The organism is Synechococcus sp. HK01-R (assembly GCF_014217855.1).
Classification (GTDB): domain Bacteria; phylum Cyanobacteriota; class Cyanobacteriia; order PCC-6307; family Cyanobiaceae; genus Synechococcus_C.
Map to the genome: position 1 here is coordinate 1,820,450 of NZ_CP059059.1, position 19,624 is coordinate 1,840,073.

At 61.3% G+C, this 19,624-nt stretch carries 20 protein-coding genes; 8 read left to right on the forward strand and 12 right to left on the reverse strand.

All coding sequences use genetic code 11. The features are described from left to right. Positions 1–156: 156 nt before the first annotated feature. Positions 157–849: a CPP1-like family protein gene (locus H0O21_RS09670; protein ID WP_185189530.1), complete on the forward strand. Its 693-nt coding sequence runs from the start codon at positions 157–159 to the stop codon at positions 847–849. 4 nt (positions 850–853) lie between these two features. On the opposite strand, the gene hslO is transcribed toward H0O21_RS09670, so the two are convergent. After that, the gene (gene hslO, locus H0O21_RS09675; protein ID WP_131457395.1) at positions 854–1,771 is read right to left on the reverse strand and encodes an Hsp33 family molecular chaperone HslO; all 918 of its coding nucleotides are present in this window, start codon (positions 1,769–1,771) and stop codon (positions 854–856) included. A gap of 2 nt (positions 1,772–1,773) precedes the next feature. Beyond that, positions 1,774–2,424, reverse strand: a complete 651-nt coding sequence (locus H0O21_RS09680) for an ABC transporter ATP-binding protein (protein WP_131457397.1) — start codon at positions 2,422–2,424, stop codon at positions 1,774–1,776. Between the two features lie 91 nt (positions 2,425–2,515). Between H0O21_RS09680 and H0O21_RS09685 the strand changes: the two genes are divergently transcribed. Both H0O21_RS09685 and H0O21_RS09690 read left to right on the forward strand, forming a co-directional pair. After that, positions 2,516–2,965, forward strand: coding sequence for a DUF3531 family protein (locus tag H0O21_RS09685; protein WP_131457399.1), 450 nt, complete (start codon positions 2,516–2,518; stop codon positions 2,963–2,965). Between the two features lie 9 nt (positions 2,966–2,974). Continuing rightward, positions 2,975–3,730, forward strand: coding sequence for a 16S rRNA (uracil(1498)-N(3))-methyltransferase (locus H0O21_RS09690; protein WP_185189531.1), 756 nt, complete (start codon positions 2,975–2,977; stop codon positions 3,728–3,730). Between the two features lie 4 nt (positions 3,731–3,734). Here the strand turns inward: H0O21_RS09690 and H0O21_RS09695 are convergent, their stop codons facing one another. Next, positions 3,735–4,160, reverse strand: a complete 426-nt coding sequence (locus tag H0O21_RS09695; RefSeq protein WP_185189532.1) for a hypothetical protein — start codon at positions 4,158–4,160, stop codon at positions 3,735–3,737. An 86-nt stretch (positions 4,161–4,246) separates the two neighbouring features. On the opposite strand from H0O21_RS09695, the gene H0O21_RS09700 reads away from it, so the two are divergent. Continuing rightward, a complete protein-coding gene (locus tag H0O21_RS09700; protein WP_185189533.1) occupies positions 4,247–4,999 on the forward strand; it encodes a DUF92 domain-containing protein in 753 nt (250 codons plus the stop codon). On the opposite strand, the gene H0O21_RS09705 is transcribed toward H0O21_RS09700, so the two are convergent. The 6 genes from H0O21_RS09705 to H0O21_RS09730 all read right to left on the reverse strand — a co-directional run bounded on the left by H0O21_RS09705 (position 4,936) and on the right by H0O21_RS09730 (position 10,938). After that, positions 4,936–5,784 (reverse strand): sigma-70 family RNA polymerase sigma factor, encoded by an 849-nt coding sequence (locus tag H0O21_RS09705; RefSeq protein ID WP_185189534.1) that lies wholly within the window; start codon positions 5,782–5,784, stop codon positions 4,936–4,938. The genes H0O21_RS09700 and H0O21_RS09705 overlap by 64 nt on opposite strands. A 102-nt stretch (positions 5,785–5,886) precedes the next feature. Continuing rightward, positions 5,887–6,564 carry a GDSL-type esterase/lipase family protein gene (locus H0O21_RS09710; RefSeq protein ID WP_185189535.1) on the reverse strand — a complete coding sequence of 226 codons (678 nt, stop codon included), beginning with the start codon at positions 6,562–6,564 and terminating at the stop codon, positions 5,887–5,889. 20 nt (positions 6,565–6,584) lie between these two features. After that, entirely contained in the window at positions 6,585–8,117 is a 1,533-nt protein-coding gene (locus H0O21_RS09715) for a phosphonate ABC transporter (protein WP_185189536.1), read from the reverse strand. Further along, positions 8,114–8,830, reverse strand: coding sequence for a phosphonate ABC transporter ATP-binding protein (locus tag H0O21_RS09720; protein WP_185189537.1), 717 nt, complete (start codon positions 8,828–8,830; stop codon positions 8,114–8,116). The genes H0O21_RS09715 and H0O21_RS09720 overlap by 4 nt, the downstream gene beginning before the upstream one ends. Further along, positions 8,827–9,726 carry a putative selenate ABC transporter substrate-binding protein gene (locus H0O21_RS09725; RefSeq protein WP_185189538.1) on the reverse strand — a complete coding sequence of 300 codons (900 nt, stop codon included), beginning with the start codon at positions 9,724–9,726 and terminating at the stop codon, positions 8,827–8,829. Before H0O21_RS09725 ends, H0O21_RS09720 begins: the two co-directional genes overlap by 4 nt. Before the next feature lie 27 nt (positions 9,727–9,753). Beyond that, positions 9,754–10,938, reverse strand: coding sequence for a pyridoxal phosphate-dependent aminotransferase (locus H0O21_RS09730; protein ID WP_185189539.1), 1,185 nt, complete (start codon positions 10,936–10,938; stop codon positions 9,754–9,756). A gap of 76 nt (positions 10,939–11,014) precedes the next feature. On the opposite strand from H0O21_RS09730, the gene H0O21_RS09735 reads away from it, so the two are divergent. From H0O21_RS09735 to H0O21_RS09750, 4 genes are all read left to right on the forward strand, one after another. Further along, positions 11,015–11,422, forward strand: a complete 408-nt coding sequence (locus H0O21_RS09735; RefSeq protein WP_185189540.1) for a VOC family protein — start codon at positions 11,015–11,017, stop codon at positions 11,420–11,422. Between the two features lie 75 nt (positions 11,423–11,497). After that, complete coding sequence (locus H0O21_RS09740) at positions 11,498–12,097, forward strand: uracil-DNA glycosylase (RefSeq protein WP_370523111.1); 600 nt, start codon at positions 11,498–11,500, stop codon at positions 12,095–12,097. Between the two features lie 20 nt (positions 12,098–12,117). Further along, on the forward strand, positions 12,118–13,314 hold the full coding sequence (gene ispG, locus H0O21_RS09745; RefSeq protein WP_185190972.1) for a (E)-4-hydroxy-3-methylbut-2-enyl-diphosphate synthase: 1,197 nt from the start codon (positions 12,118–12,120) through the stop codon (positions 13,312–13,314). Between the two features lie 37 nt (positions 13,315–13,351). Further along, on the forward strand, positions 13,352–14,722 hold the full coding sequence (locus tag H0O21_RS09750) for a S41 family peptidase (RefSeq protein ID WP_185189541.1): 1,371 nt from the start codon (positions 13,352–13,354) through the stop codon (positions 14,720–14,722). A gap of 59 nt (positions 14,723–14,781) precedes the next feature. On the opposite strand, the gene H0O21_RS09755 is transcribed toward H0O21_RS09750, so the two are convergent. From H0O21_RS09755 to H0O21_RS09765, 3 genes are all read right to left on the reverse strand, one after another. Continuing rightward, positions 14,782–14,946 (reverse strand): hypothetical protein, encoded by a 165-nt coding sequence (locus tag H0O21_RS09755; protein ID WP_164498766.1) that lies wholly within the window; start codon positions 14,944–14,946, stop codon positions 14,782–14,784. Positions 14,947–15,048: 102 nt separating this feature from the next. Next, a complete protein-coding gene (gene mfd / locus H0O21_RS09760) occupies positions 15,049–18,591 on the reverse strand; it encodes a transcription-repair coupling factor (RefSeq protein ID WP_185189542.1) in 3,543 nt (1,180 codons plus the stop codon). Between the two features lie 270 nt (positions 18,592–18,861). After that, on the reverse strand, positions 18,862–19,617 hold the full coding sequence (locus tag H0O21_RS09765; RefSeq protein WP_185189543.1) for a hypothetical protein: 756 nt from the start codon (positions 19,615–19,617) through the stop codon (positions 18,862–18,864). Positions 19,618–19,624: the final 7 nt, after the last annotated feature.

Below are 19,624 nucleotides of genomic sequence, written 5' to 3' on the forward strand. Positions count from 1 at the left end.
ACCTGGATCGGGTCGGACCAATTGAGTGTGTGCCGGAAGGTCTTCGAACAGGACCATGGCTATCGCCACAGCCCGCCTTTGTTTTGATGTCCTCCTTCGTGAAAGCGTCGGCTTCGCTGCTGCCTCGATACGCTCATCGAAGCAATGTGCAAGCCCATGGCCTCCGGGATTGATTCCGGTTCCGATCCCGCCTCGCCGGACCCCTTCTCCCGGCTGAAGATCACGAGGGACGCCGGTTTTGAAGCGGTGCAGCAGGCCAGGGAGCAAGCACTGGTTCAAGCCGGTGAGGATTTGCAGGAGCGGGCCAAGGTTGAAGCCGCTTACGACGCCGTGCTGATGGAACGCCTGCGCGAGCGCCAGTCCGGTCGTGTCAGTTCGGCGGCTGCGAGTGCCTCCCAGCGGGAACAACAACTCGAGACGGTCAGCAGCTCTGAGCCAAGAGGGCCAGGGCTCCTGCTGTCTCGCATTCGTCAGCTTTCGCTCCCCACCCCCGCTGCGGCTCCCCAGACCTGGTTGCCGACGCTCTCCCTGGTGGAAGGTCAGGGTTTGTGGGTTCGACTAGGTCTGGCGGGCGCGGGGCTGGTGCTGGTGCTGCTCAGCCCCACCAGTGTCGAGCTCGTCCTTGCCCTGGGTACGATCGGCATGTTTCTCAGCCAGATCCGCCGCGGCCGTCGTCCCTTGGCCTCGGTCGGCTGGAGTGTGTTGTTTCTAACGCTTGGTGTCCTTGCTGGCGGGCTAGTTGCGGCACTCCTCGCTGGTTCGGCCGCCTCCCTGCCCTTGAGTGTGGATCAATTGCAGTCGCTGCCCGCCCTCTTGGTGCTGGCACTCGGTGCCCTGTTGCTGGGCTAGGCCGTCAGCCGGTTGGTTGCAACTCAGCGATCAAGTCCTGCAACTCAGACGCATTGACCTGGTAGACCGCATTGCAGAAATGGCAGGTGAGTTCAGCGCCGCCGTCTTCCTGCAGCATGCTGCTGAGTTCATCGGCTCCAAGCATTTTCAGCGCTCCGAGGCTGCGGGGACGGCTGCAAGGACAGTGAAAGTGAATGGCTTGGCTTGGTTCGCCTGCAGGAATCGGTTGCGGATCTAGATCGGGGAAGACGTCATGCAGCAGATCTTCCAGGTTGTTGCGGCAGGCTGAGAGTCGATCGCTGAAGTCGCTGATCTCTCGGCAGCGTTCTTCTAGCAGTGCCACCAGAGCAGGTTCTTCAGCCGCCTTCGGCAAGACCTGGACGAGCAGCGCACCGCTGCACTGAAGCCCGTCACGGTTGATCCGTTCGCCAACAAATACAGCGGAGGGCGTTTGTTCGGAATGGAGCAAATAGGAGGCCACGTCTTCCCCGATCCCTCCTCTCACCAGTTCTACGGTGCTGCTGAAGGGCTCACCCTTGCCTTCATCGCGCACCACATGCAAATAGCCAGTGCCTGCGGCTGCGGCGAAATCAAAGCTGTAATGCCCTTGCGCATCCGCAACAGGATCCAGCTCAAGAGTTGGTTCTCCCACGTATCCGCGCACAGTTCCGTCCCGACCGGCATCCACCATCAGGCCCTTGATGGGCCCATCGGAGCCCAGGCGCAGATTGACGCGTCCATGGGCCACTTTCATGGAACTGGCTAGTAACAATCCGGCCCCCATGGCCCGCCCCAGCATCACGGTGGTTAGGTAGGAGAGCCCATGGCGCTTGGCTGCTATTTGGGTGGTCTCGGTGGTGGTCACCGCCACCAGCCGAATGCCACCGCCAGCCGCAGTGGCCCGGACAAGGCGATCGCTCATGGCTAGGACTCGGCTGGGGCCAATGGTGACAGAGTGCGCAGCTTCCCTTCTTGCAGGCGGCAATGGGGACATTGCCAAGGGGCAAACAGAGCAGGCTCGTGGGTGACCACCACCATCACCCGTTCGCGGGAGAGCTCCAGCAGCAACTCGAGCACTTCTGTCCGTACCGACCAGTCCAGGCCCGCCGTTGGTTCGTCGAGCAGAAGCACCTCAGGCTGGCGTAGCAACTGCACAGCCAGCGCCAGACGTCTTTGTTGGCCTCCGCTAAGGCGCTCGGGTGCCTGTCGCCCATCAACCCCTCGGAGCCCCACCTGGTCGAGTACACGGTTCTGTTCGTCGCTGCTCAGGCGTCGATGGCCGAGTTTGAGCTCCTGGGAGACGTTGAGGCCAAGAAAATGCCTTTCGGGGAACTGGAACAACACTCCGGTGATCCATCGCCGTTGGCGAGCGGTCAGCGGCTCTCCCTGCCAGCAAATCGAACCCCGTTGCGGACGGCTCAGGCCGCTGATCACCTCCAGCAAGGTTGTTTTACCGCTCCCGCTTGCCCCTGAAATCAGCAGCGGTTGCCCTCGGCTCGCCTGCAGGTTGATCCCGCTCAGGATCGGCTTCTCTGCTGTGGCCGGCTGAACGTGCACGTCAATCAGTTCCAACATGAAGACGGGCGGCCTGTCCTGGATGTGATTCTCGCCATAGCTTGGTCGATCGCTTGCATGGCGGTGATGATGGTGTGATCACAGCACCGCCATGAACGTCCGATTCCGAGAGGTCGATCCCTTCAACTGTTGGCTGTGGTTGCGCTTCGCTGATGTGCCTAGTCAGGGGGAACGCAGTTACGTCGATGGGATTTTTGATAGTTGGTATGTGCTCGGAAGGCTGGGCGGTTTCAATGCCGAGACTCTTCAGGCGCATGAGGAGGGGGATGAGCTGAGCTGGATGGCCTACGACAACGATGAGGCGTCCTCAGCAATGCCGGCCTTGATGCACAACATGGGGCAGATGGAATATCACCAGGAATGGGCACGTTGCTGGGTGGATCTGGGGACGAGTGATGCGTTCGGCCTCGATGTGCTGATCAATGCTCTGCGGCAGCTCGACAGTGATGTGGTGCAACTGGAGGAGTTGCTGATTGGTGGTGAAAATGAGGATTGGCCGGTGGAAGAGCATCCCGATAGCGTCTTCCCTTCCTTCAACTGATCCATTGTCTTGGCGGAACTGCGTCGACTGCTGATCGCACCTGAACGGTTGATCCCCGATCGGGCGTTGCAGCTCAGCAGTTCCGAAGCGCACTATCTCCGTCGGGTGTTACGGCTCAGGCCCGGAGACCCCATTGCGTTGGTCGATGGACGGGGCTCCCTATGGCAAGCCTCACTCCTGGATGGTGAGCAGCTTCAACTCAGCAGCGGTCCCTCCCTGCAAATGTCGCCTCTTTCACCACGACTCGGACTCGCCGTGGTGGGCGTCCGTCGCGGCATGGATGACCTGATGCGGATGGCCACCGAGTTGGGAGTGGACCAGATCCAGCCACTGCGTTCCCAGTGGCGCACGCTGCAGGCGGAGGATCGGCCGGACCGGTGGCAGGTGATTCTTCAGGAGGCGGTGGAGCAGAGCGAGCGACTTTGGAGCCCGAAGCTTGCCCCTTGTCTGGATGTGAACGAGTGGTGGGCTGCTCAGGCACCGGATTCGGCACTCGCGCTCCCAACAACCCGTCAGGACGGGCTCGTTGACTTACACGACTGGCTGCTTCAGCTGCCTGCTGCAAGCGATGCCGGGGCACCGCGTGAAGTCTGGGTGGCCATCGGCCCCGAGGCGGGTTGGAGCGCTGCTGAGGAGGAGGAGGCGATCAGACAGGGCTGGACCCCTGTCAGTATCGGCGACACGATTTTGAGAACCTCGACTGCTGCCATTGCGGCGGCCACTCTGATGACCGCCTGGCGTCGCCAGCCAAGTCCCGGCACGTAGGTCCTTAGCTCTTGAACAGCGAGGCAGCCATTGACTTAAAGCCGCGAAGGTTGGCTCCGGGGCGACGACGCTGGGGCCTGAGGCCATTGCCAGGCTGCAGAGCATCCGGGGCGTAAGTGGCCACGGTCATGGGCGGCCGGGCCGCAGCGGATGCTGCGAGTTCGGCCGCGATGGCTTCGGCGGTGGTGAGGGAGGGACCCTTGGACTCCGTGGAGTCAGTCGCCTCGATTGGAGCGGGTGTTGCGGTGGCCTTGGCTGTCGCCTTGGCATTGGCCTTGGCAACATCGGGTTTGCTTGGTTCCGCTTTGACGGGTGCAACCGTCACGGCTTTCACTGGCGCAACGGTGACCGACTGCTTGACGGCCTTCTGTTCCGAGTTGGCGTCCGCGCCCTCCAGATCAAGGAAAAAGCTTTTGTTGTTGAACACCATGCCAAGCAACGGACAGTGACGTGTGTCGATTATCCGTCGGCCGGTGGCCCTGACGGTCGATCCTTAGGGCAGTGCAACACAGATCGATGCCTCTGCCGAGTTCCGATGGCTCCTCCTGGCTGCTGGCTCTGGTGATCAACGGGCTGTTGATCGCCATGGCCCAGCGCCTGCCCTTGCTCACTCGATCCGGATGGGTTCATGCCGCTGCCTTAGGAACAATGTTGTGGGGATGCCTGGGCTGGCGCGGTTGGCTGGCGGTTGTCGCCTATCTAGCCCTGGGTTCCCTGGTCACCAAACTTGGGTTCGCCCGCAAGCAGGCCGCCGGTCTTGCGGAGGCCCGTGGTGGTCGGAGGGGACCCGCCAATGTCTGGGGTTCGGCATCCACAGGCGCTTGGCTCGCCCTGATGGTTGGAGCCGGCGTGCAACCCTTTGGCCTTCTGCTGGTGGGGTTCTCGGCCAGTTTCTGTGCCAAGTTGGCGGACACCTTCGGCAGCGAAATCGGTAAACGCTGGGGGCGCACCACGGTGTTGATCACCACCTGGAGGTTGGTGCCCGCTGGTACGGAGGGGGCGATCAGCCTGGAAGGGACCGCTGCCAGCGTTGTGGGTAGCGCTCTGATGAGCCTGATTCTGTTGTTGCTGGGTTTGCTCGATAGCTGGCCGCTCACGGTTTTGGTGAGCGGCATCGGTGTTCTCGCCACCCTGCTGGAAAGCGTGATGGGTGCGCTGTTTCAGCAGCGCCTGCCGTGGCTCAGCAATGAGCTGGTCAATGCCATTCAGACCGCAGTAGCCGCTTTGTTGGCGATCGGTGCGGCTTCCATGCTGTCGCTGGTGCCTTGAGCCATGGTCTTGAGCTGCGCGAGGGTCTTTTTCAGCACCCGAGACAGCATGGAGGGATGAACTCCTTCGCTCGCTGCCAGGGTCCTAAGGGGACGGCCCTCCAGGTAATAGGCGAGTAGCCAGCGGCGCTGGACTGGTGGGATGGTCATCAGCGCCTCACCGAGCCAGTCCAACGCTGGGTCTGGTTGCTCCAATTCAATGGCTGCGAGTCGATCGAGCCTGCTGACGCGTTCAGCTTCATCGGGATCGCAGTTCTGAGCTGGACCATCGAGGCTGAGCACCGGTTGCTGCCAGGCCGCCTCAACGGCCTGGCGCCAGCGGTCCGGTGTCACGTTGAGGCGTCGGGCCAGCGTTTGGTCATCCAGTAAGCAGCCATTGGTGTTGAGTGAGTTTTCCTGGATCCGTTGGCCCTTGGCGTGGAGATCGCGGAGCCGCCAAGGGATGCGGAGTGTCGCCTGACGATCGCGCCTGAAGTGCAGGACCTGACCGTGGGCGCGGCTCATCGCATAACTGCTGATCTTCAGCCCTCGGCTGCTGTCGAAGCCATCGACAGCGGCGATCAGTCCAAGCGTTGCCTCCTGGAGTAACTCATCGCGTTCGCCGCCGCCGCGTCTCCATTGGTGGGCACTGGCGTGATGGGCCAGCCCCAGATGTTCCAGAACGGTGGCGTTGCGCCGGCCAATCGAAGCAGGCAATTGGCGCCTTAGCTCCTGGCGTTGGCGACGGGCTAGTCGTAGGGCCTGGGCGGTTGCGTTGGTCGCAGAGTCTTGGTCGATGGTTGGCATGACGGTCGTCAGGGCTCCAGTGGGGGGCTGCTGACACCCTCATCGCCTTGCCCTTGGGAAACCTCATCTTTTGGGGTGATGTTTTTGCGCCCCGGATTGATGTCAGGCCAGGGTCGGTGTGAGTTGCCCCTGCTCCATCAACCCCGCCCATCGCAGCAAAGCAGACCAGTGTTTCACCCGCTGATGCAGCCAGTGATGCCCCTCGGTGTTCAGGTGGATGCCATCAGGTTCGATCCATCGCAGCCAATCCGGCTCCGCAAGCATGGCCTGATGTAGAGCCAGAAAGGGCACGTCTGCCTCCAGGCAGGCCTCCTCCAGGGCTGCCTCATACAAGGCCACGGAGTCGTTGCCGTACCAGAGACAGTCGGCGAACGGCATCACGCCCTCATCGACTGCGGTGAGTCCAAGAACGAGCACTTGGGTGCTGGATGCCATGCCATTGAGCAGTTGACCGCAGCCGAAGCGGAAGGCCTCAAGGGAGAGTTGGGGGCGTCCGTTGGCTCGACCCACCCTGGCGGTGTCATTCAGGCCGACGGAGAGCAACAGTCCCTCGGGCTGTTGACGTCGCAGCTCGCCGCGGACAGCCCATTCCCGCTGCCAACGCTCCGCAACTTTCTCAAGACCATCACCGCGCACCCCTAGGGGATAGATCACCGGTGCGGATGGGGTTTGCATCCAGTCGCGACGCAGTCGCTCACACCAACCTCCCCCTTCCCGATCTCCCCAGCCGTAGACACCGCTATCGCCGATGACCGTCAATTGACGGGGTCGTTGCTCCATCCCTGCTGTGTCAGGCCCGATCAGCTTTGCAGCCAACGCTGCCGTTGGCGGTCGCTGAGGGCTTCTCCCGTCAAAGTGAGAAGGGAGAAGGCGCCGATCAGCAGCCAGACCGCTGCCCAGTGGAAGGAACTCAGCGATTCAATGAGCGCCCAGCCGAGCCCTGTTCCGCCGACCAGCCCCACCACGATGGTTTCGCGCAGGATGACATCTGCGCGATAGGCGCCGTAGGCGAGATACGCGCGACTTTGCGGGGCTAGCTGGCCATAGAGCCAGCTGCTGGCGCTGTCTGCTCCTGCCACTGTCATGGCTTGATGGCGCCGGTGATCCTGTTGATCGAGCCCCTCCCGGAGCAAACGGCCAAGCACCCCAGCGTTTTGGAGGCCGAGCGCGAGAGCCGCCAGGGCAAGGCTGGGTTGGTTCGCCAGCAGCAGCATGAGCAGCGTCAGGGGAGGGGGAAGCAAGCGCAGGGCACTCCAGATCAAACTCTGCACATGGGGTGCGGCGCCCCTGTTCCAAAGAAGTTCGACGAGAGCTGGCAGTCCGATGGCCAGTCCGGAGGCGAGCAGGGTGAGCCTGAGGGTATCGACGATCAAGCTTCCCCAGGCCAGCTCCGTGCTGGCTTGCAGAAGCTGGTCCCTATCGGGTAGTGGCGGCCATTGCCATGCGAGCGCAGCTCCATCGTCGGGAAAGAGTTGCTGCATCCACAGGCCCCCGACGACTGCACTGATCAGCAACAGGCCCAGAAGGAGCAGTTGACGACGTTCGGCTGCGCCGAACCTCTCCTTCGGTCGAGTCCGCCAGAACCGCAGTCCCTGTTCGAGAGCAACGCTGCACACGATCAGCAGCCAAAGACCACTCCAGAACTCATGGAAGCGAAGGGATTGAAGGCTGAGCTGGAGCTCTGTGCCAAGGCCCCCCAGGCCGAACACCCCGAGCAGCGTGGCACTGCGCAAGGCGCACTCCAGGCGGTAGCCGCCATAGCTCAGAAGGCTTGGTGTCATCGCGGGCGCGAGGGCCGTGATCATCGCGGCGTCCGCCTGAGCGCCGGTTTGGAGTTGGGCGATCAGTGAGCTGCGGTCAAGGCTGTCCAACTGGTCACGCCAAACTCTTGCCACCAGGGCGCTGTAGGGAATCGCGATGGCGAGCACAGCCACCCATGGGTGGAGTCCGAAGATCTGCAGGAGCAGCAGACCCCAGATCAGTTCATGGATGGAGCGGGGCAGGGCGAGAGCATTGCGCAGGATCCGGGCGGGCCAGCGGGGGGCGCCACGACTGAGCCAGAACACATCAGCGCTGAGTAGAGCCAGTAGAGCTCCGCTGAGACCGCTAAGGCCCCAAGCTGCAAGCGCTGTGGCCAACGTCACCTGCAAGGCGCGAACCATCGCCTGCAGGACCACTGGATCCAGGCTTGGCTGCAAGGCTCCCAACAGGCAGTCCAGCCAAATTCCCAGTCCACCGCTGTGGATGGCCGGCAGCACTACGACCAGCACAGGAATCAGCGCGAGCGCAGGAAGCAGGCAGAGCAGCGGCGGCGCTGGACGCAATCGGATCATGAGCTGTAGAGGGCCTGCAGCTGGCCGGACTGCAAGTCCGATGGCCTGAGGTCGAGCACCAGTTGCCCCTTGCGTAGACCGATGACCCGATCGAAACGATGAATCAGATCGGGGCGATGAAGGCTGATCAGAACGGTTTCCGCGCTGGTCTGCCGTAGGAGCCGCGTCAGCAGTTCATCGATCAAGGCTGGGTCAAGGCTGGCCAAGGGTTCGTCGGCCAGCAGAACTTCAGGTTGTTGGCGCAGAAGTCGTGCGATCGCTACCCGTTGGCGTTGGCCGCCAGACAGTCGTGTGACAGGAGTCTGGAGAACGTCTGCCGGCAGGCCCGCCGCCTCCAGCACGCGTCGGCAGTGATTCGTTTCGAGGGGGATCAGAAGATTGAGCAGCGCCCAGCCCAAGGAGCGCTGTCCAAGGGCACCGGCGTTGATGTTCTGTTGGACATTCAGTTCTTCCACGAGACGCAGGTCCTGCCAGAGCGTTCCAATCGCTCGCCGCTGGCGTCGCCGCCGTGGTGGCAATCCTGTCCAGATCACCTGTCCTTCATCAGCGTTCAGGCTTCCATTGATGACTGCAATCAGTGTGCTTTTCCCCGAGCCGCTCGCTCCAAGTAGCGCGACCCGCTCGCCGGGCTGGAGGGAGAGAGAGACCCCCGTTAAGCGGGGCGCCTCTCTCCCGATGACACCGACGGAACGAAGTTCCAGCGTGATACTCACCGAATCTTGCCCAATTGACGGCCTACTTTTTTAATTGACTCGTACTGTGATTCCTTGGCTGGAATAAAGGAGTCTGCAGCGAATAGCTCGAGAATGGTTCGACCATTTTCGCTCTTTTTATTGATGTTAAGCAGAGCTTTCTGTAGTCGGTTTGTGAAACCTTTCCCGAAGCGCTGATCCAGGCCAGGGCGCACCACCCAGTGGTAGTCAACGTAGGTAGGGGTCTGCCAGATCACTCGCACCTTCTTGGTGTCGACTCGACCTTCTTTTAAGGCGCTGTTCCAAACCTGCGAATTGAGGGCACCAGCCTGGTAGGCACCACTCTGGACAAGGGCAATGGTGGCATCGTGGCTTTTGCTAAATCCAGCCCGTCCGCCAGCAAACTGGCTAGGGCTGACCCCTGCTTGTTGCAGAAAGTACTGGGGCATCAGGCGCCCTGACGTGGAGCTTTCGGAGCCGAATGTGAAGCGTTTCCCACGTAATTCGGTGAGTTGCTTTTGGCTTTGAATTGGTTTGAGCCCGCTGGCCGTGTTGGCGATGAAGACGCTGCGGAACTTGGCATCGATATCCCGTTGCGCCAGCACGCGGGCACCTGGAGTCTGCAGACGTGCCTGTACGCCTGTTAGGCCTCCAAACCAGACCAGATCAAGGCTTCCGCTGCGAAACGCACTCACGGATGCGGGGTAGTTGCTCACCGGCACGTAGCGAACGGCGACTTTGAGCTCATTGCTCAATTGAGTGGCCAGAACGCTGTAGAGGCGATTCAGTTTTTCAGGGTTCTGATCGGGGATGGCCCCGATGCGCAGCAGCTGCTGCGCCATGGTCGGAAGGGCCGTCGTCATCAGGCCGATCAAAAGGCCTAGGACGACAACGGCCCTTCGTTCTCGTGCTGGCATGGGATCAGAGGAATCTGGGATGGGTGATTAGTCCCTCAGTCGATCCAGCAGTCGCTCGAGTCGCTGAAGGCCATCGCTGATCGTCTCATGCGAGACCGCGCAAGACAGGCGAATGCAGCGCCCATCACCAAAGGCCTCCCCGGGGATCAGGGCCAGCCCTTCCTCGTCTAAAGCCAATCGACAGAATTCCATGGAATCCACCACTCCCTCCGGAAGCTGGGGGAAGGCATAAAAAGCGCCGCGGGGCGCTACCAGGGTCAAACCCTCGATGGCCTGGAGCCCTGAGGAGAGCAATTGCCGCCGGCTGCTGTAGGTCGAGGCCATGGCTCGGACGCAGTCGCGGGATCCCTCCAGGGCCGCCAGGGCTCCTCGTTGCGCGAAGCTGCACACGTTGCTAGTGCTCTGACTCTGAAGTGCCGCCGCGGCTTTGATCACGTCGCTGCGACCAGCGAGGTATCCCAGCCGCCAGCCGGTCATGGCCCATCCTTTGGCAAAGCCGTTGACGATGAACGTGCGCTCGGCAAGATCCGGGGCCACCGCAGCAAGGCTGTGATGGCTCTCGCCATCCTCGAGCAGCGCTTCATAAATTTCGTCACTCATCACCAGTAGGTCGGGATGGCGGCGGAGTAACTCGGCCAGGGCTTCCAGTTCCGTTCGCTCCATCACGCGTCCCGTTGGATTGCCCGGGGTGTTGAGCACCAGAAGGCGACTGCGCGGTGTAATCGCCGCCTCCAATGCCTGAAGGTCGAGGCGAAAACCGGTTTCGGCACTGGAACGAACAATCCGTGGTTCGGCCCCTGCTAAGCGAGCGATTTCCGGGTAGCTCAGCCAGTAGGGCCCCGGGATCAGGACCTGATCCCCAGGGTTGAGCAGCACCTGGAACAGGTTGTAGATCGCTTGTTTTCCTCCGTTGGTGACCAGCACATTGGCCGGCTCACTGGCTACCCCGTTGTCGTTGCTGAGTTTTTGAGCGATGGCCTCCCGAAGTAGGGGATCCCCCGCTGCTGGTCCATAGCGGGTCAAGCCGTCCTTCAGCGCTTGGATCGCAGCCTCAACGATGAAGGTGGGCGTGTCGAAATCCGGCTCGCCAGCGCTGAGACTGCAGATGTCCCGGCCCGCTTCCTGCAGTTCTTTGGCCCTGGCACTGATCGCCAGTGTCAGCGAGGGTTGCAGGGCTACGGCCCGTTGAGACAAAACTGACGGGCGTGACATCAACGCGGCACTCCCCCACCGGGTGCGCTGGAAAAATCCATCCTGCCTGATCTGGTGTTCCAGACAACCTTTTTTTATGACGTCAGGTTCAGCGAGCTCTCATCCTTCGCTCAGTTGGGTTCTGGCTGCCAAAGAGCCGAAGGCCCTCGCGGCGTTTTATGCCTCCTTGTTTCAGACCGCCCATCGCCCCGGTCTTGCTGCCACCCATTGGTTGGTGGATCTGCCCGATGGAGGGCTGCTTCAGATCTATCGACCCTCTAGACAACGATCGTGCCCGGTCCCTGGTCAGGCGTTGGCTCCCTGTCTTCAGCGCACTGAGGTGAGCCCTCATCAGGCTTTTGCTGCCCTACAGCGATGGATTGCTGACGCCTGTCAGCTCGGTGCATTCATCCGAGAGGAGCCTCGTCTGGAATCCTTCGGGGCGGAATGCTGGCTGGAGGATCCTGAAGGCCATGGGGTGTTGTTGCTCGTGCGTACCCCATGAGTCGCTGCGGTCCATAGGATCACGTCGGCAGCAGGGTGTGTGTTGGCCTGGGGATCCGCAAAAGCCACCGATCGGATCGAATTGGCTGCCGCAGCCCTTGCCCATGCCTGCAGCTCTTGCACGGCTTGTGAGCTCTCCGGTAGCCGCAACAGGGTGGTGGTCAGTCGTGGCGCATCCACGGCCTCGTTGATGTTGATTGGTGAAGCTCCTGGAGCAACGGAGGATCAGCAAGGACGCCCCTTTGTTGGACGTTCTGGACGATTGCTCGATCAGCTCCTCATCGAAGCTGGCTTGGATCCAGAGCGGGATCTCTATGTGTGCAATGCGCTCAAATGTCGCCCGCCAGGTAACCGCAAGCCAAAGCGTGGCGAACTGGAGGCCTGTCGACCTTGGCTTGAGCAACAGATCACCCTGGTGAATCCCTCCGTGGTTTGCCTGTTGGGGGCCACTGCTCTCGCTGCGGTCCTCGACCTGCGCGATCCGATCAGTGGACTGAGGGGTCGATGGATTGAACGGGATGGTCGGCGATGGATGCCTCTGTTTCATCCCTCCTATCTCCTGCGCAATCCCTCCCGTGATCCTGGAGGGCCATTCGCGCTCACGCTGTCTGATCTGCGTCAGGTCAGGGCTCGGCTGTGTCAGGGTGATGCCGCTTCCGGCGCTCCGCTCCCTTGACCGCCACGACCGTGACTCCCATCAACGACCAATCACGTCGTTACGACACTCAGATTCATCGGCGGGTAACACGCACCGTCATGGTGGGTGATGTGCCGATTGGCAGCGACCACCCTGTCGTGGTGCAGTCGATGATCAATGAGGACACCCTCGACATCGAGGCAGCTGTGGCCGGCATCCGACGCCTGGCAGACGCGGGATGCGAGATCGTGCGTGTGACCACTCCTTCCATGGCCCATGCCAAGGCCATGGCTGAGATCCGTGCTGCACTGCGTGGTCAGGGCTGCACCGTTCCGTTGGTGGCTGATGTTCACCACAACGGCATTCGGATCGCCCTTGAGGTGGTCAAGCATGTGGATAAGGTTCGCATTAATCCAGGCCTGTTTGTTTTCGATAAGCCCGACCCCAGTCGGCAGGAATTCACTCAGGAAGAGTTTGAGGCGATTGGTGAACGGATCAAGGACTCCTTCGCTCCGCTTGTTGAAGCTCTGAAGGCTGAGAACAAGGCGCTGCGTATTGGAGTGAACCATGGCTCACTCGCTGAGCGGATGCTCTTCACCTATGGCGATACACCGAGGGGGATGGTGGAGTCGGCGATGGAATTTGTGCGCCTCTGTGATGCGCTTGATTTTCACAACATCGTGATTTCCATGAAGGCTTCGCGGGCGCCTGTGATGCTTGCTGCCTATCGACTGATGGCCGATACCCTCGATGCCGAAGGCTTCAACTACCCCCTTCATCTGGGAGTGACGGAAGCCGGTGATGGCGACTATGGGCGTGTCAAGAGCACAGCAGGAATCGCCACGCTGCTGGCAGAGGGTTTAGGCGACACGATCCGTGTGTCGCTCACTGAGGCGCCTGAGAAGGAGATCCCTGTGTGCTTCTCAATCCTTCAGGCCCTTGGTTTGCGCAAGACCATGGTCGAGTACGTGGCCTGCCCGAGCTGCGGTCGCACTTTGTTTAATCTTGAAGAGGTTCTCCATCAGGTTCGGTCGGCGACCTCCCATCTCACGGGATTGGATATTGCTGTGATGGGCTGCATCGTCAACGGACCTGGTGAGATGGCTGATGCTGACTACGGTTATGTGGGTAAGACCCCTGGCGTGATCTCCCTGTATCGAGGACGCGAGGAGATCCGCAAGGTGCCGGAATCCGAAGGGGTGGAGGCACTGATTCAGTTGATCAAAGACGATGGCCGGTGGGTGGAACCGGCCTGAAGTCGTTAGGGTGAAGGATCAGTCCTGACGGGACGTCATGCCCTCAATCCCCAAGCCTCCATCAGCTCCTTCGCGGCGAAGCACCTGGCTGGTTTTGCTTGGCGCTGGGGGCTTGTCTGCTGCTGTGGCGATGGCAGCACCTGGGTTGGGTCTCCCCAGCAGTGGCTCCTCTTCGATCACCGATAGCCCCAAGGAAGTGATCGATCAGGTTTGGCAGATCGTCTACCGCGATTACCTTGACTCCACGGGCAAATACGATTCAGAACGTTGGCAGTCTCTGCGGCGTGAGCTGCTCGCCAAGCCCTATGCCGGCACCGCTGAATCATATGAGGCGATTCGGGGCATGTTGGCAAGCCTTGATGATCCCTACACGCGCTTCCTTGATCCGAAAGAATTCAAGGAGATGCAGATCGATACCTCTGGTGAATTGACTGGTGTAGGTATTCAGATCTCCCTGGATAAAGAATCAAAAGAGATCGTTGTTGTCTCACCGATCGAAGGGACTCCGGCTTCGAAGGCAGGGGTGCAGCCCAAGGACGTGATCGTTTCCATCGATGGCAAATCCACCAAGGGGATGACCACCGAAGACGCGGTGAAGCTCATCCGCGGTAAAGAGGGCAGCGAGGTTGTGCTGGGTTTACGTCGCAAGGGCCAGGTGGTGCAGGTGCCACTGGTACGCGCTCGAATTGAGATCCACTCAGTCAACAGTCAGCTCAACACGGCTCCCAACGGCAAGAAAATCGGTTACATCCGCCTGAAGCAGTTCAATGCCAATGCCGCCAAGGAGATGCGGGCTGCTATCCGCAAACTCGAAGCGGAGGGTGCTGAGGGATACGTGCTGGATCTGCGCAGCAACCCCGGTGGGCTTCTCGAGGCCAGCGTCGACATCGCCCGTCAGTGGATCGATGAAGGCACGATCGTGAGTACGAAGACGCGAGAAGGCATTCAGGACGTGCGCCGCGCGACCGGCAGTGCTCTGACCCAACGTCCGGTGGTTGTTCTCGTGAATGAGGGTTCCGCCAGCGCTAGCGAAATTCTCTCCGGCGCCCTTCAAGACAATCAGCGTGCTCAGTTGGTCGGCAACAAGACGTTCGGCAAAGGTCTCGTTCAATCCGTTCGCGGCTTGGCCGATGGGTCGGGGATGACGGTCACCATTGCCAAGTACCTAACCCCGAAGGGGACTGACATTCACAAAAACGGGATCAAACCCGATGTGTCGGTGCAGATGAGCGAAGAGGAGATCAAATCCCTCAAGCTCGAGGATCTCGGTACCGCCAAGGACAGCCAGTACCGCGTTGCTGAGACAACGCTCATCAAAGCTTTGGCTAGTCCGAACAACGGCCGTGCCTACCAACCCAATTCCGCCAATCTCAAATCCGCGCTACCTGTGCGGCCTGCTCAGCCCTAGAGCGACAGCCTGACATCGCTGCCATCACTAGGGTGCTGGCAGTTACCCACCAGGGCCTATCAGGCAACCGGTTGCATCAAGCCGCCACCGGGATTGGAATCGTCGTCGTCGTTCTGGGTGTCGTTCTGCCAAAGGGCATAGACGCCGAGAGCAGCAGCGCCAATGAGGCTTCCGAAGAGGCCCATGGATCCTGCATTGCTGATTGGATCGATGAACTCACCCACGACAACCCCTCGAATCCCCCGGACTGTAACGAAGAATTGCGCAATGTGTCGGGCTCTTCTCATTTTTAAGGGCCTTGGCGCTCGAGGCGGACGCAGGACGCGTCAGACCGAGAGCACCGCCTCATTACGCGCCCTGTCTTGAGCCTCACGCTGCTCTGCGTTGAGGCCCTCAGCATCGGGGATCTGAGCAGCCATTGGCTCGAGCCAGCCTTTGAGCTCTTCGAGTTGCTTCTCCATCGGCAAGACACCCAGGCCACGGGCGAGCACCTTGGCGGTGGTCCCACTGCCGGCCTGGTAGACCAACCGACCATGAAGATGCTGGGGCAAGCCTTGGCGGAGCAGGCGGAAGGCGGGTTCCTCCATTGGTGTTTCCAAAGCGATATTCGGCTTCTCCGGCCGAATGCGCGAGAACCCGCAGCGCTTGGCCAGTAATTTCAGCTCCATCAGTTGCAGGAGTGACTGAACCGGCCCAGGGAGGGCGCCGTAGCGATCGGCCCATCCGGCGGCCAGCTCCACAAGGCTTGCGGAGTTGGCGCATTCGGCGGCCGCTCGGTACGCCCCCATCTTCTCGTCGGCATCGGTGATCCAGTCGGCCGGGATGAAGGCGGTCACCTGTAGGTCCACCTGGGTGTCGTCCACAGCAGGAATGTCCTGGCCTTGAATCTCCGCCAATGATTCCTGCAACATCTCCATGTAGAGATCGAAGCCGATTGCTTCCATTTGGCCGCTCTGCTCCACGCCGAGCAAATTGCCCACGCCTCTGATTTCCATATCGCGCATGGCCAGTTGATAGCCACTGCCAAGCTGAGCAAACTCCTGGATCGCCCGTAAGCGTTGGCGTGCTGCATCGCTGAGGGATGCATCGCCGGGATAGAAAAGCCAGGCGTGGGCCTGAATGCCGCTGCGCCCCACTCGACCACGGAGCTGATAGAGCTGAGCCAGGCCGAACCGATGGGCGTCCTCGATCAGGATGGTGTTGACCCGAGGAATATCAAGGCCGCTCTCCACGATTGTGGTGCAAAGCATCACGTCGGCTTCGCCACCGTTGAAGGCCACCATGGCGCTCTCCAGTTCGCCTTCGGCCATCTGACCATGGGCCACCAGCAGCTTCAGGCCAGGGAGCATCTGGCGCAGCTGCCCGGCCACCTCGTCGATGCCCTCCACGCGCGGCACCACGTAGAACACCTGACCACCCCGATCCAGCTCCTGGCGGATCGCACTGCGTACTGCTTCCTCATCGAGGGCCGCCAGGTGCGTCTTGATCGGGCGTCGTAGCGGGGGCGGAGTGGTGATCAGGCTCATTTCCCGAACACCGGAGAGGCTCATGTACAGCGTTCGTGGAATCGGGGTTGCCGACAGGGTGAGGACATCGACGTCCTTGCGTAGCGCTTTGATTTTTTCCTTCTGGTTGACTCCGAACCGCTGTTCCTCGTCCACGACCAGCAGGCCGAGTTTGTCGAATGCTGTGCTCTTGCTGAGCAATTGATGGGTGCCGACCACGGCGTCGATCGTGCCCTTCTGAAGGCCTTCGAGGATGGCTTTGCGCTCTCCAGCGGTTCGGAACCGGTTGAGAAGAGCCACCTTGATTGGATAGGGCGCGAACCGTTCCGACAAGGTGCGCCAGTGCTGCTGCGCCAGCACGGTGGTGGGCGCCAGCATCGCCACCTGCTTGCCTGCAGTGATGGCTTTGAAAATGGCCCGTATTGCTACCTCGGTCTTCCCGAAGCCCACATCCCCGCACACCAACCGATCCATCGGTTGTGGTTTCTCCATGTCGCGCTTCACATCAGCTGTGGCCTTGAGCTGATCAGGAGTGGGCTCGTAGGGGAAGGAGTCCTCGAGCTCCTCTTGCCAGGGGCCATCACCAGGGAACGCGAATCCAGGAGCTTGATGGCGTTCCGCGTAGAGCTTCACAAGGTCGAGCGCCACTTTGCGAACGGCCTTGCTGGCGCGCTCCTTGGCCTTCACCCACGCGGAACCGCCCATCTTGCTGAGCTGCGGCGGCGCGTCACTGTTGGCGCGATAACGGCCAAGACTGCCGAGCTGGTCGGCAGCCACCCGCAGGATGCCATCGGCGTACTGCACCACGAGGTAGTCACGCACCTCGCCGCTGATCGCAAGTTTCTCAAGCTTCTGGAAGCGACCGATGCCGTGGTTTCGATGCACCACGAAGTCGCCGGGACGCATCTTGTTGGGATCCACGGTGCGACTGGCGGCCTTGCGGCGGCGACGCACATAGCCGTTGCTGCCAAGGTTGTGCTGGCCGAAGAACTCCCGGTCGGTGATCAACACCACCCGCCATGCGGGCAGTTGCAGTCCTTCGAGGTCCGCGGTGCCCTTGGTCTTGAGGGCGACTGGTGTCCCCTGTTCGATCAGGCGTTCGATGGCTGGTGCATCCGCCGCATTGGGCACGAAGCGGCTGATGCAGTCGTGTTCCTCCAGCAAAGCGACGGCACGGCTCGGTTGTGCTGAGAGCAGCCAGATAGCCTGCTTCTCGGCCTGGTACGTCTTCAGAAGTTCGCCGAGTTTGCCGAATTGGTTCGGGTAGGCCGGCACCGGACGGCTGGTCAGATCAAAGGCATTGGCGTGGTCGTCTTGCTCTTGAAGTTCCGCCAGGTCGAAACCGTTGAAGTCCTCTGCCAGTTCAAGCGCTGCTTCGATCGATCGGTGCAGGGCGGGGACCGCGGGTTGGAGCTCGGCGTAGTGCTCTTCGACATGCTCGAGCCACTGTTGGCCATGGGCACGCCCGTGGCGGCGCTCATCAATGGCGATGCAGCAGCCCTTCGGTAGGTAATCGAGCAGCGATGCCGGTTCGTTCCAGGCCAGCCCCATCAGTCGGCGCATCCCTTCTGGGGTTCCGCCTTCGAGTAATTCGTTGAGCCCCTGCTCGCTCAGCAACGCATCCAACCCGTCGGGCATCTGCTCGCGCAACTGTTCGGCGATCAGTGGGCTGAAGCCCGTGGGGGTGAGGCGCAGGCTGTCGATTGCATCCAGCGAGCGCTGACTCGCTGGGTCGAATTCCCGCAGCTTGTCGAGTTCGTCACCGAAGAACTCGAGGCGCACAGGAAGTTCGCTGCTGACAGGGAAGATGTCGACAATGTCGCCCCTTCGGCTCCAGGTTCCTTCCTGATCGATGCTGGAGACACGCTCGTAACCCAGCTGGCTCAAGCAGGTGGCTAGCTCTTCAAGATCAACCGTGTCGCCTTTGCGCAGGTTCCGGCAGCGGGCGGCTAGGGCCTCGGGAGGCGGGAGGTGGGGCTGAAGGCAGCGTTCGGTGGCAACGATCGCCAGATCTTTGCGTGTTTCAGCGCTTTGCAGCTCGCTGAGCACCTGAAGCTGCCCCCAGGTGATTTCAGTGGTGGGATCGAAAGGCTCATAGGGAGATCCTTCGCTAGTTGGATACAGCTGGGTGCTGTCCCAGCCCATGAGTTCCAGCAACGCCGTCCAGCGCCCCGCTTCCTCCAGGGTGGGGACCACCACCAGCAGTGGCTGGTCGCCTCGTTTCGCAAGAGCCGTTGTGACCAGAGCGCGGGCGGCACGGTTGCCACCGCGCAACAGCAATCGATCGTCCCGCCCGCAACGCTCCAGCAATTCACCGGTGAGCCCTGAGCTCTGCAGTAGACGCACCAGGGAGCTGAGGGGCATGGCGAGGTGTCAATCGGCAACGCATGATTGTCGCAATCGGCTGCCTGCGGCCGTGAACACGAGTGATACGGAGAGCTTCGATGCCCCGCTTCCGTTGCCCAGAATGCTGTTGCGGGCCGGCCATTGTCCTTCGCCCTCCCCGGGGAGCGACTCCGATCTGTTCCCGTTGCGGCACGGTGCTGGAGCGGCAGCCGGTGGTGCGGCCGATTCCACTGCTGGTGCTTCTTGCGGTGGGGTCGGTCCTGGTGGCCCTGTCGATTCCAGGCCTGTTTAGCCCTCCTCCACCGCCTCGGACACCGGCACCCGTTCGCTCGGTTTGAGATGAAGCAACTGCTCTTCAAGCAGCATGTTGAACTGCAACAGCTGCTCATCACTGAGCTGCTGTCTGGAGCTGGCCTGGAGCTGCCCTTGGAGGAATTCACGAGCCTGCTGAGGGCTCCAACTCAGTGTGGCGAGCATGGCGTCCCCCTGCTGGATCAGATCACTCCGGCGCAGGGGCACGGGTGCTTGGTCGCCGCTGATTCCTGGTTCAAGGCTCCGTAGGCGGTTCAGGAAGGCCACCAGGTCGCTGTAGCGGGTGAGCCGATGGCGGCTGCCATGGCCGAAAGCACGTTCGAGATAGCGGCGTTCCTGTTCACGATCCCAGCCGATGCGTTGCAGCTCAAGGTCGATCGCCGTCAGTTCATCGCTCCAGTCATCCGGATCGGTGGGGGCTTCGCTGGGTGGAGTCGGTTGCGGTTCAACGTCGCGCTGTCTCTCTTCAGCCGTTGACGCCGCCGTTGAATCGGGTGTGGTCTCTTGTTCTGGAGACGACTGAACGGTTGGTGTTGCCTTGACGGGTGCCGGGGCACTGGTTTGCTGGGGCCTCAGGCGTGCCTGGAGCCGTTGCAGGGCACGGTCCTCCGCCTCCTCGGCCGTCCTGCCTTCGCCTAAGGCGCTGGCGTGCAGCCCCTCGGCTCCGAGCCATTCCACCTCCACCACGCAGCGGCTGGTGTCGATGTGGCAAAGACGGGCCCGGGTGTTCATCCCACTG

Bases quoted from the DNA above. Each gene is read 5' to 3' on its own strand.
- H0O21_RS09670 (WP_185189530.1), top strand. From the start codon at position 157: ATGGCCTCCGGGATTGATTCCGGTTCCGATCCCGCCTCGCCGGACCCC.
- hslO (WP_131457395.1), bottom strand. From the start codon at position 1,771: ATGAGCGATCGCCTTGTCCGGGCCACTGCGGCTGGCGGTGGCATTCGG.
- H0O21_RS09680 (WP_131457397.1), bottom strand. From the start codon at position 2,424: ATGTTGGAACTGATTGACGTGCACGTTCAGCCGGCCACAGCAGAGAAG.
- H0O21_RS09685 (WP_131457399.1), top strand. From the start codon at position 2,516: ATGAACGTCCGATTCCGAGAGGTCGATCCCTTCAACTGTTGGCTGTGG.
- H0O21_RS09695 (WP_185189532.1), bottom strand. From the start codon at position 4,160: ATGGTGTTCAACAACAAAAGCTTTTTCCTTGATCTGGAGGGCGCGGAC.
- H0O21_RS09700 (WP_185189533.1), top strand. From the start codon at position 4,247: ATGCCTCTGCCGAGTTCCGATGGCTCCTCCTGGCTGCTGGCTCTGGTG.
- H0O21_RS09705 (WP_185189534.1), bottom strand. From the start codon at position 5,784: ATGCCAACCATCGACCAAGACTCTGCGACCAACGCAACCGCCCAGGCC.
- H0O21_RS09710 (WP_185189535.1), bottom strand. From the start codon at position 6,564: ATGGAGCAACGACCCCGTCAATTGACGGTCATCGGCGATAGCGGTGTC.
- H0O21_RS09715 (WP_185189536.1), bottom strand. From the start codon at position 8,117: ATGATCCGATTGCGTCCAGCGCCGCCGCTGCTCTGCCTGCTTCCTGCG.
- H0O21_RS09725 (WP_185189538.1), bottom strand. From the start codon at position 9,726: ATGCCAGCACGAGAACGAAGGGCCGTTGTCGTCCTAGGCCTTTTGATC.
- H0O21_RS09730 (WP_185189539.1), bottom strand. From the start codon at position 10,938: ATGTCACGCCCGTCAGTTTTGTCTCAACGGGCCGTAGCCCTGCAACCC.
- H0O21_RS09735 (WP_185189540.1), top strand. From the start codon at position 11,015: ATGACGTCAGGTTCAGCGAGCTCTCATCCTTCGCTCAGTTGGGTTCTG.
- H0O21_RS09750 (WP_185189541.1), top strand. From the start codon at position 13,352: ATGCCCTCAATCCCCAAGCCTCCATCAGCTCCTTCGCGGCGAAGCACC.
- mfd (WP_185189542.1), bottom strand. From the start codon at position 18,591: ATGCCCCTCAGCTCCCTGGTGCGTCTACTGCAGAGCTCAGGGCTCACC.
- H0O21_RS09765 (WP_185189543.1), bottom strand. From the start codon at position 19,617: ATGAACACCCGGGCCCGTCTTTGCCACATCGACACCAGCCGCTGCGTG.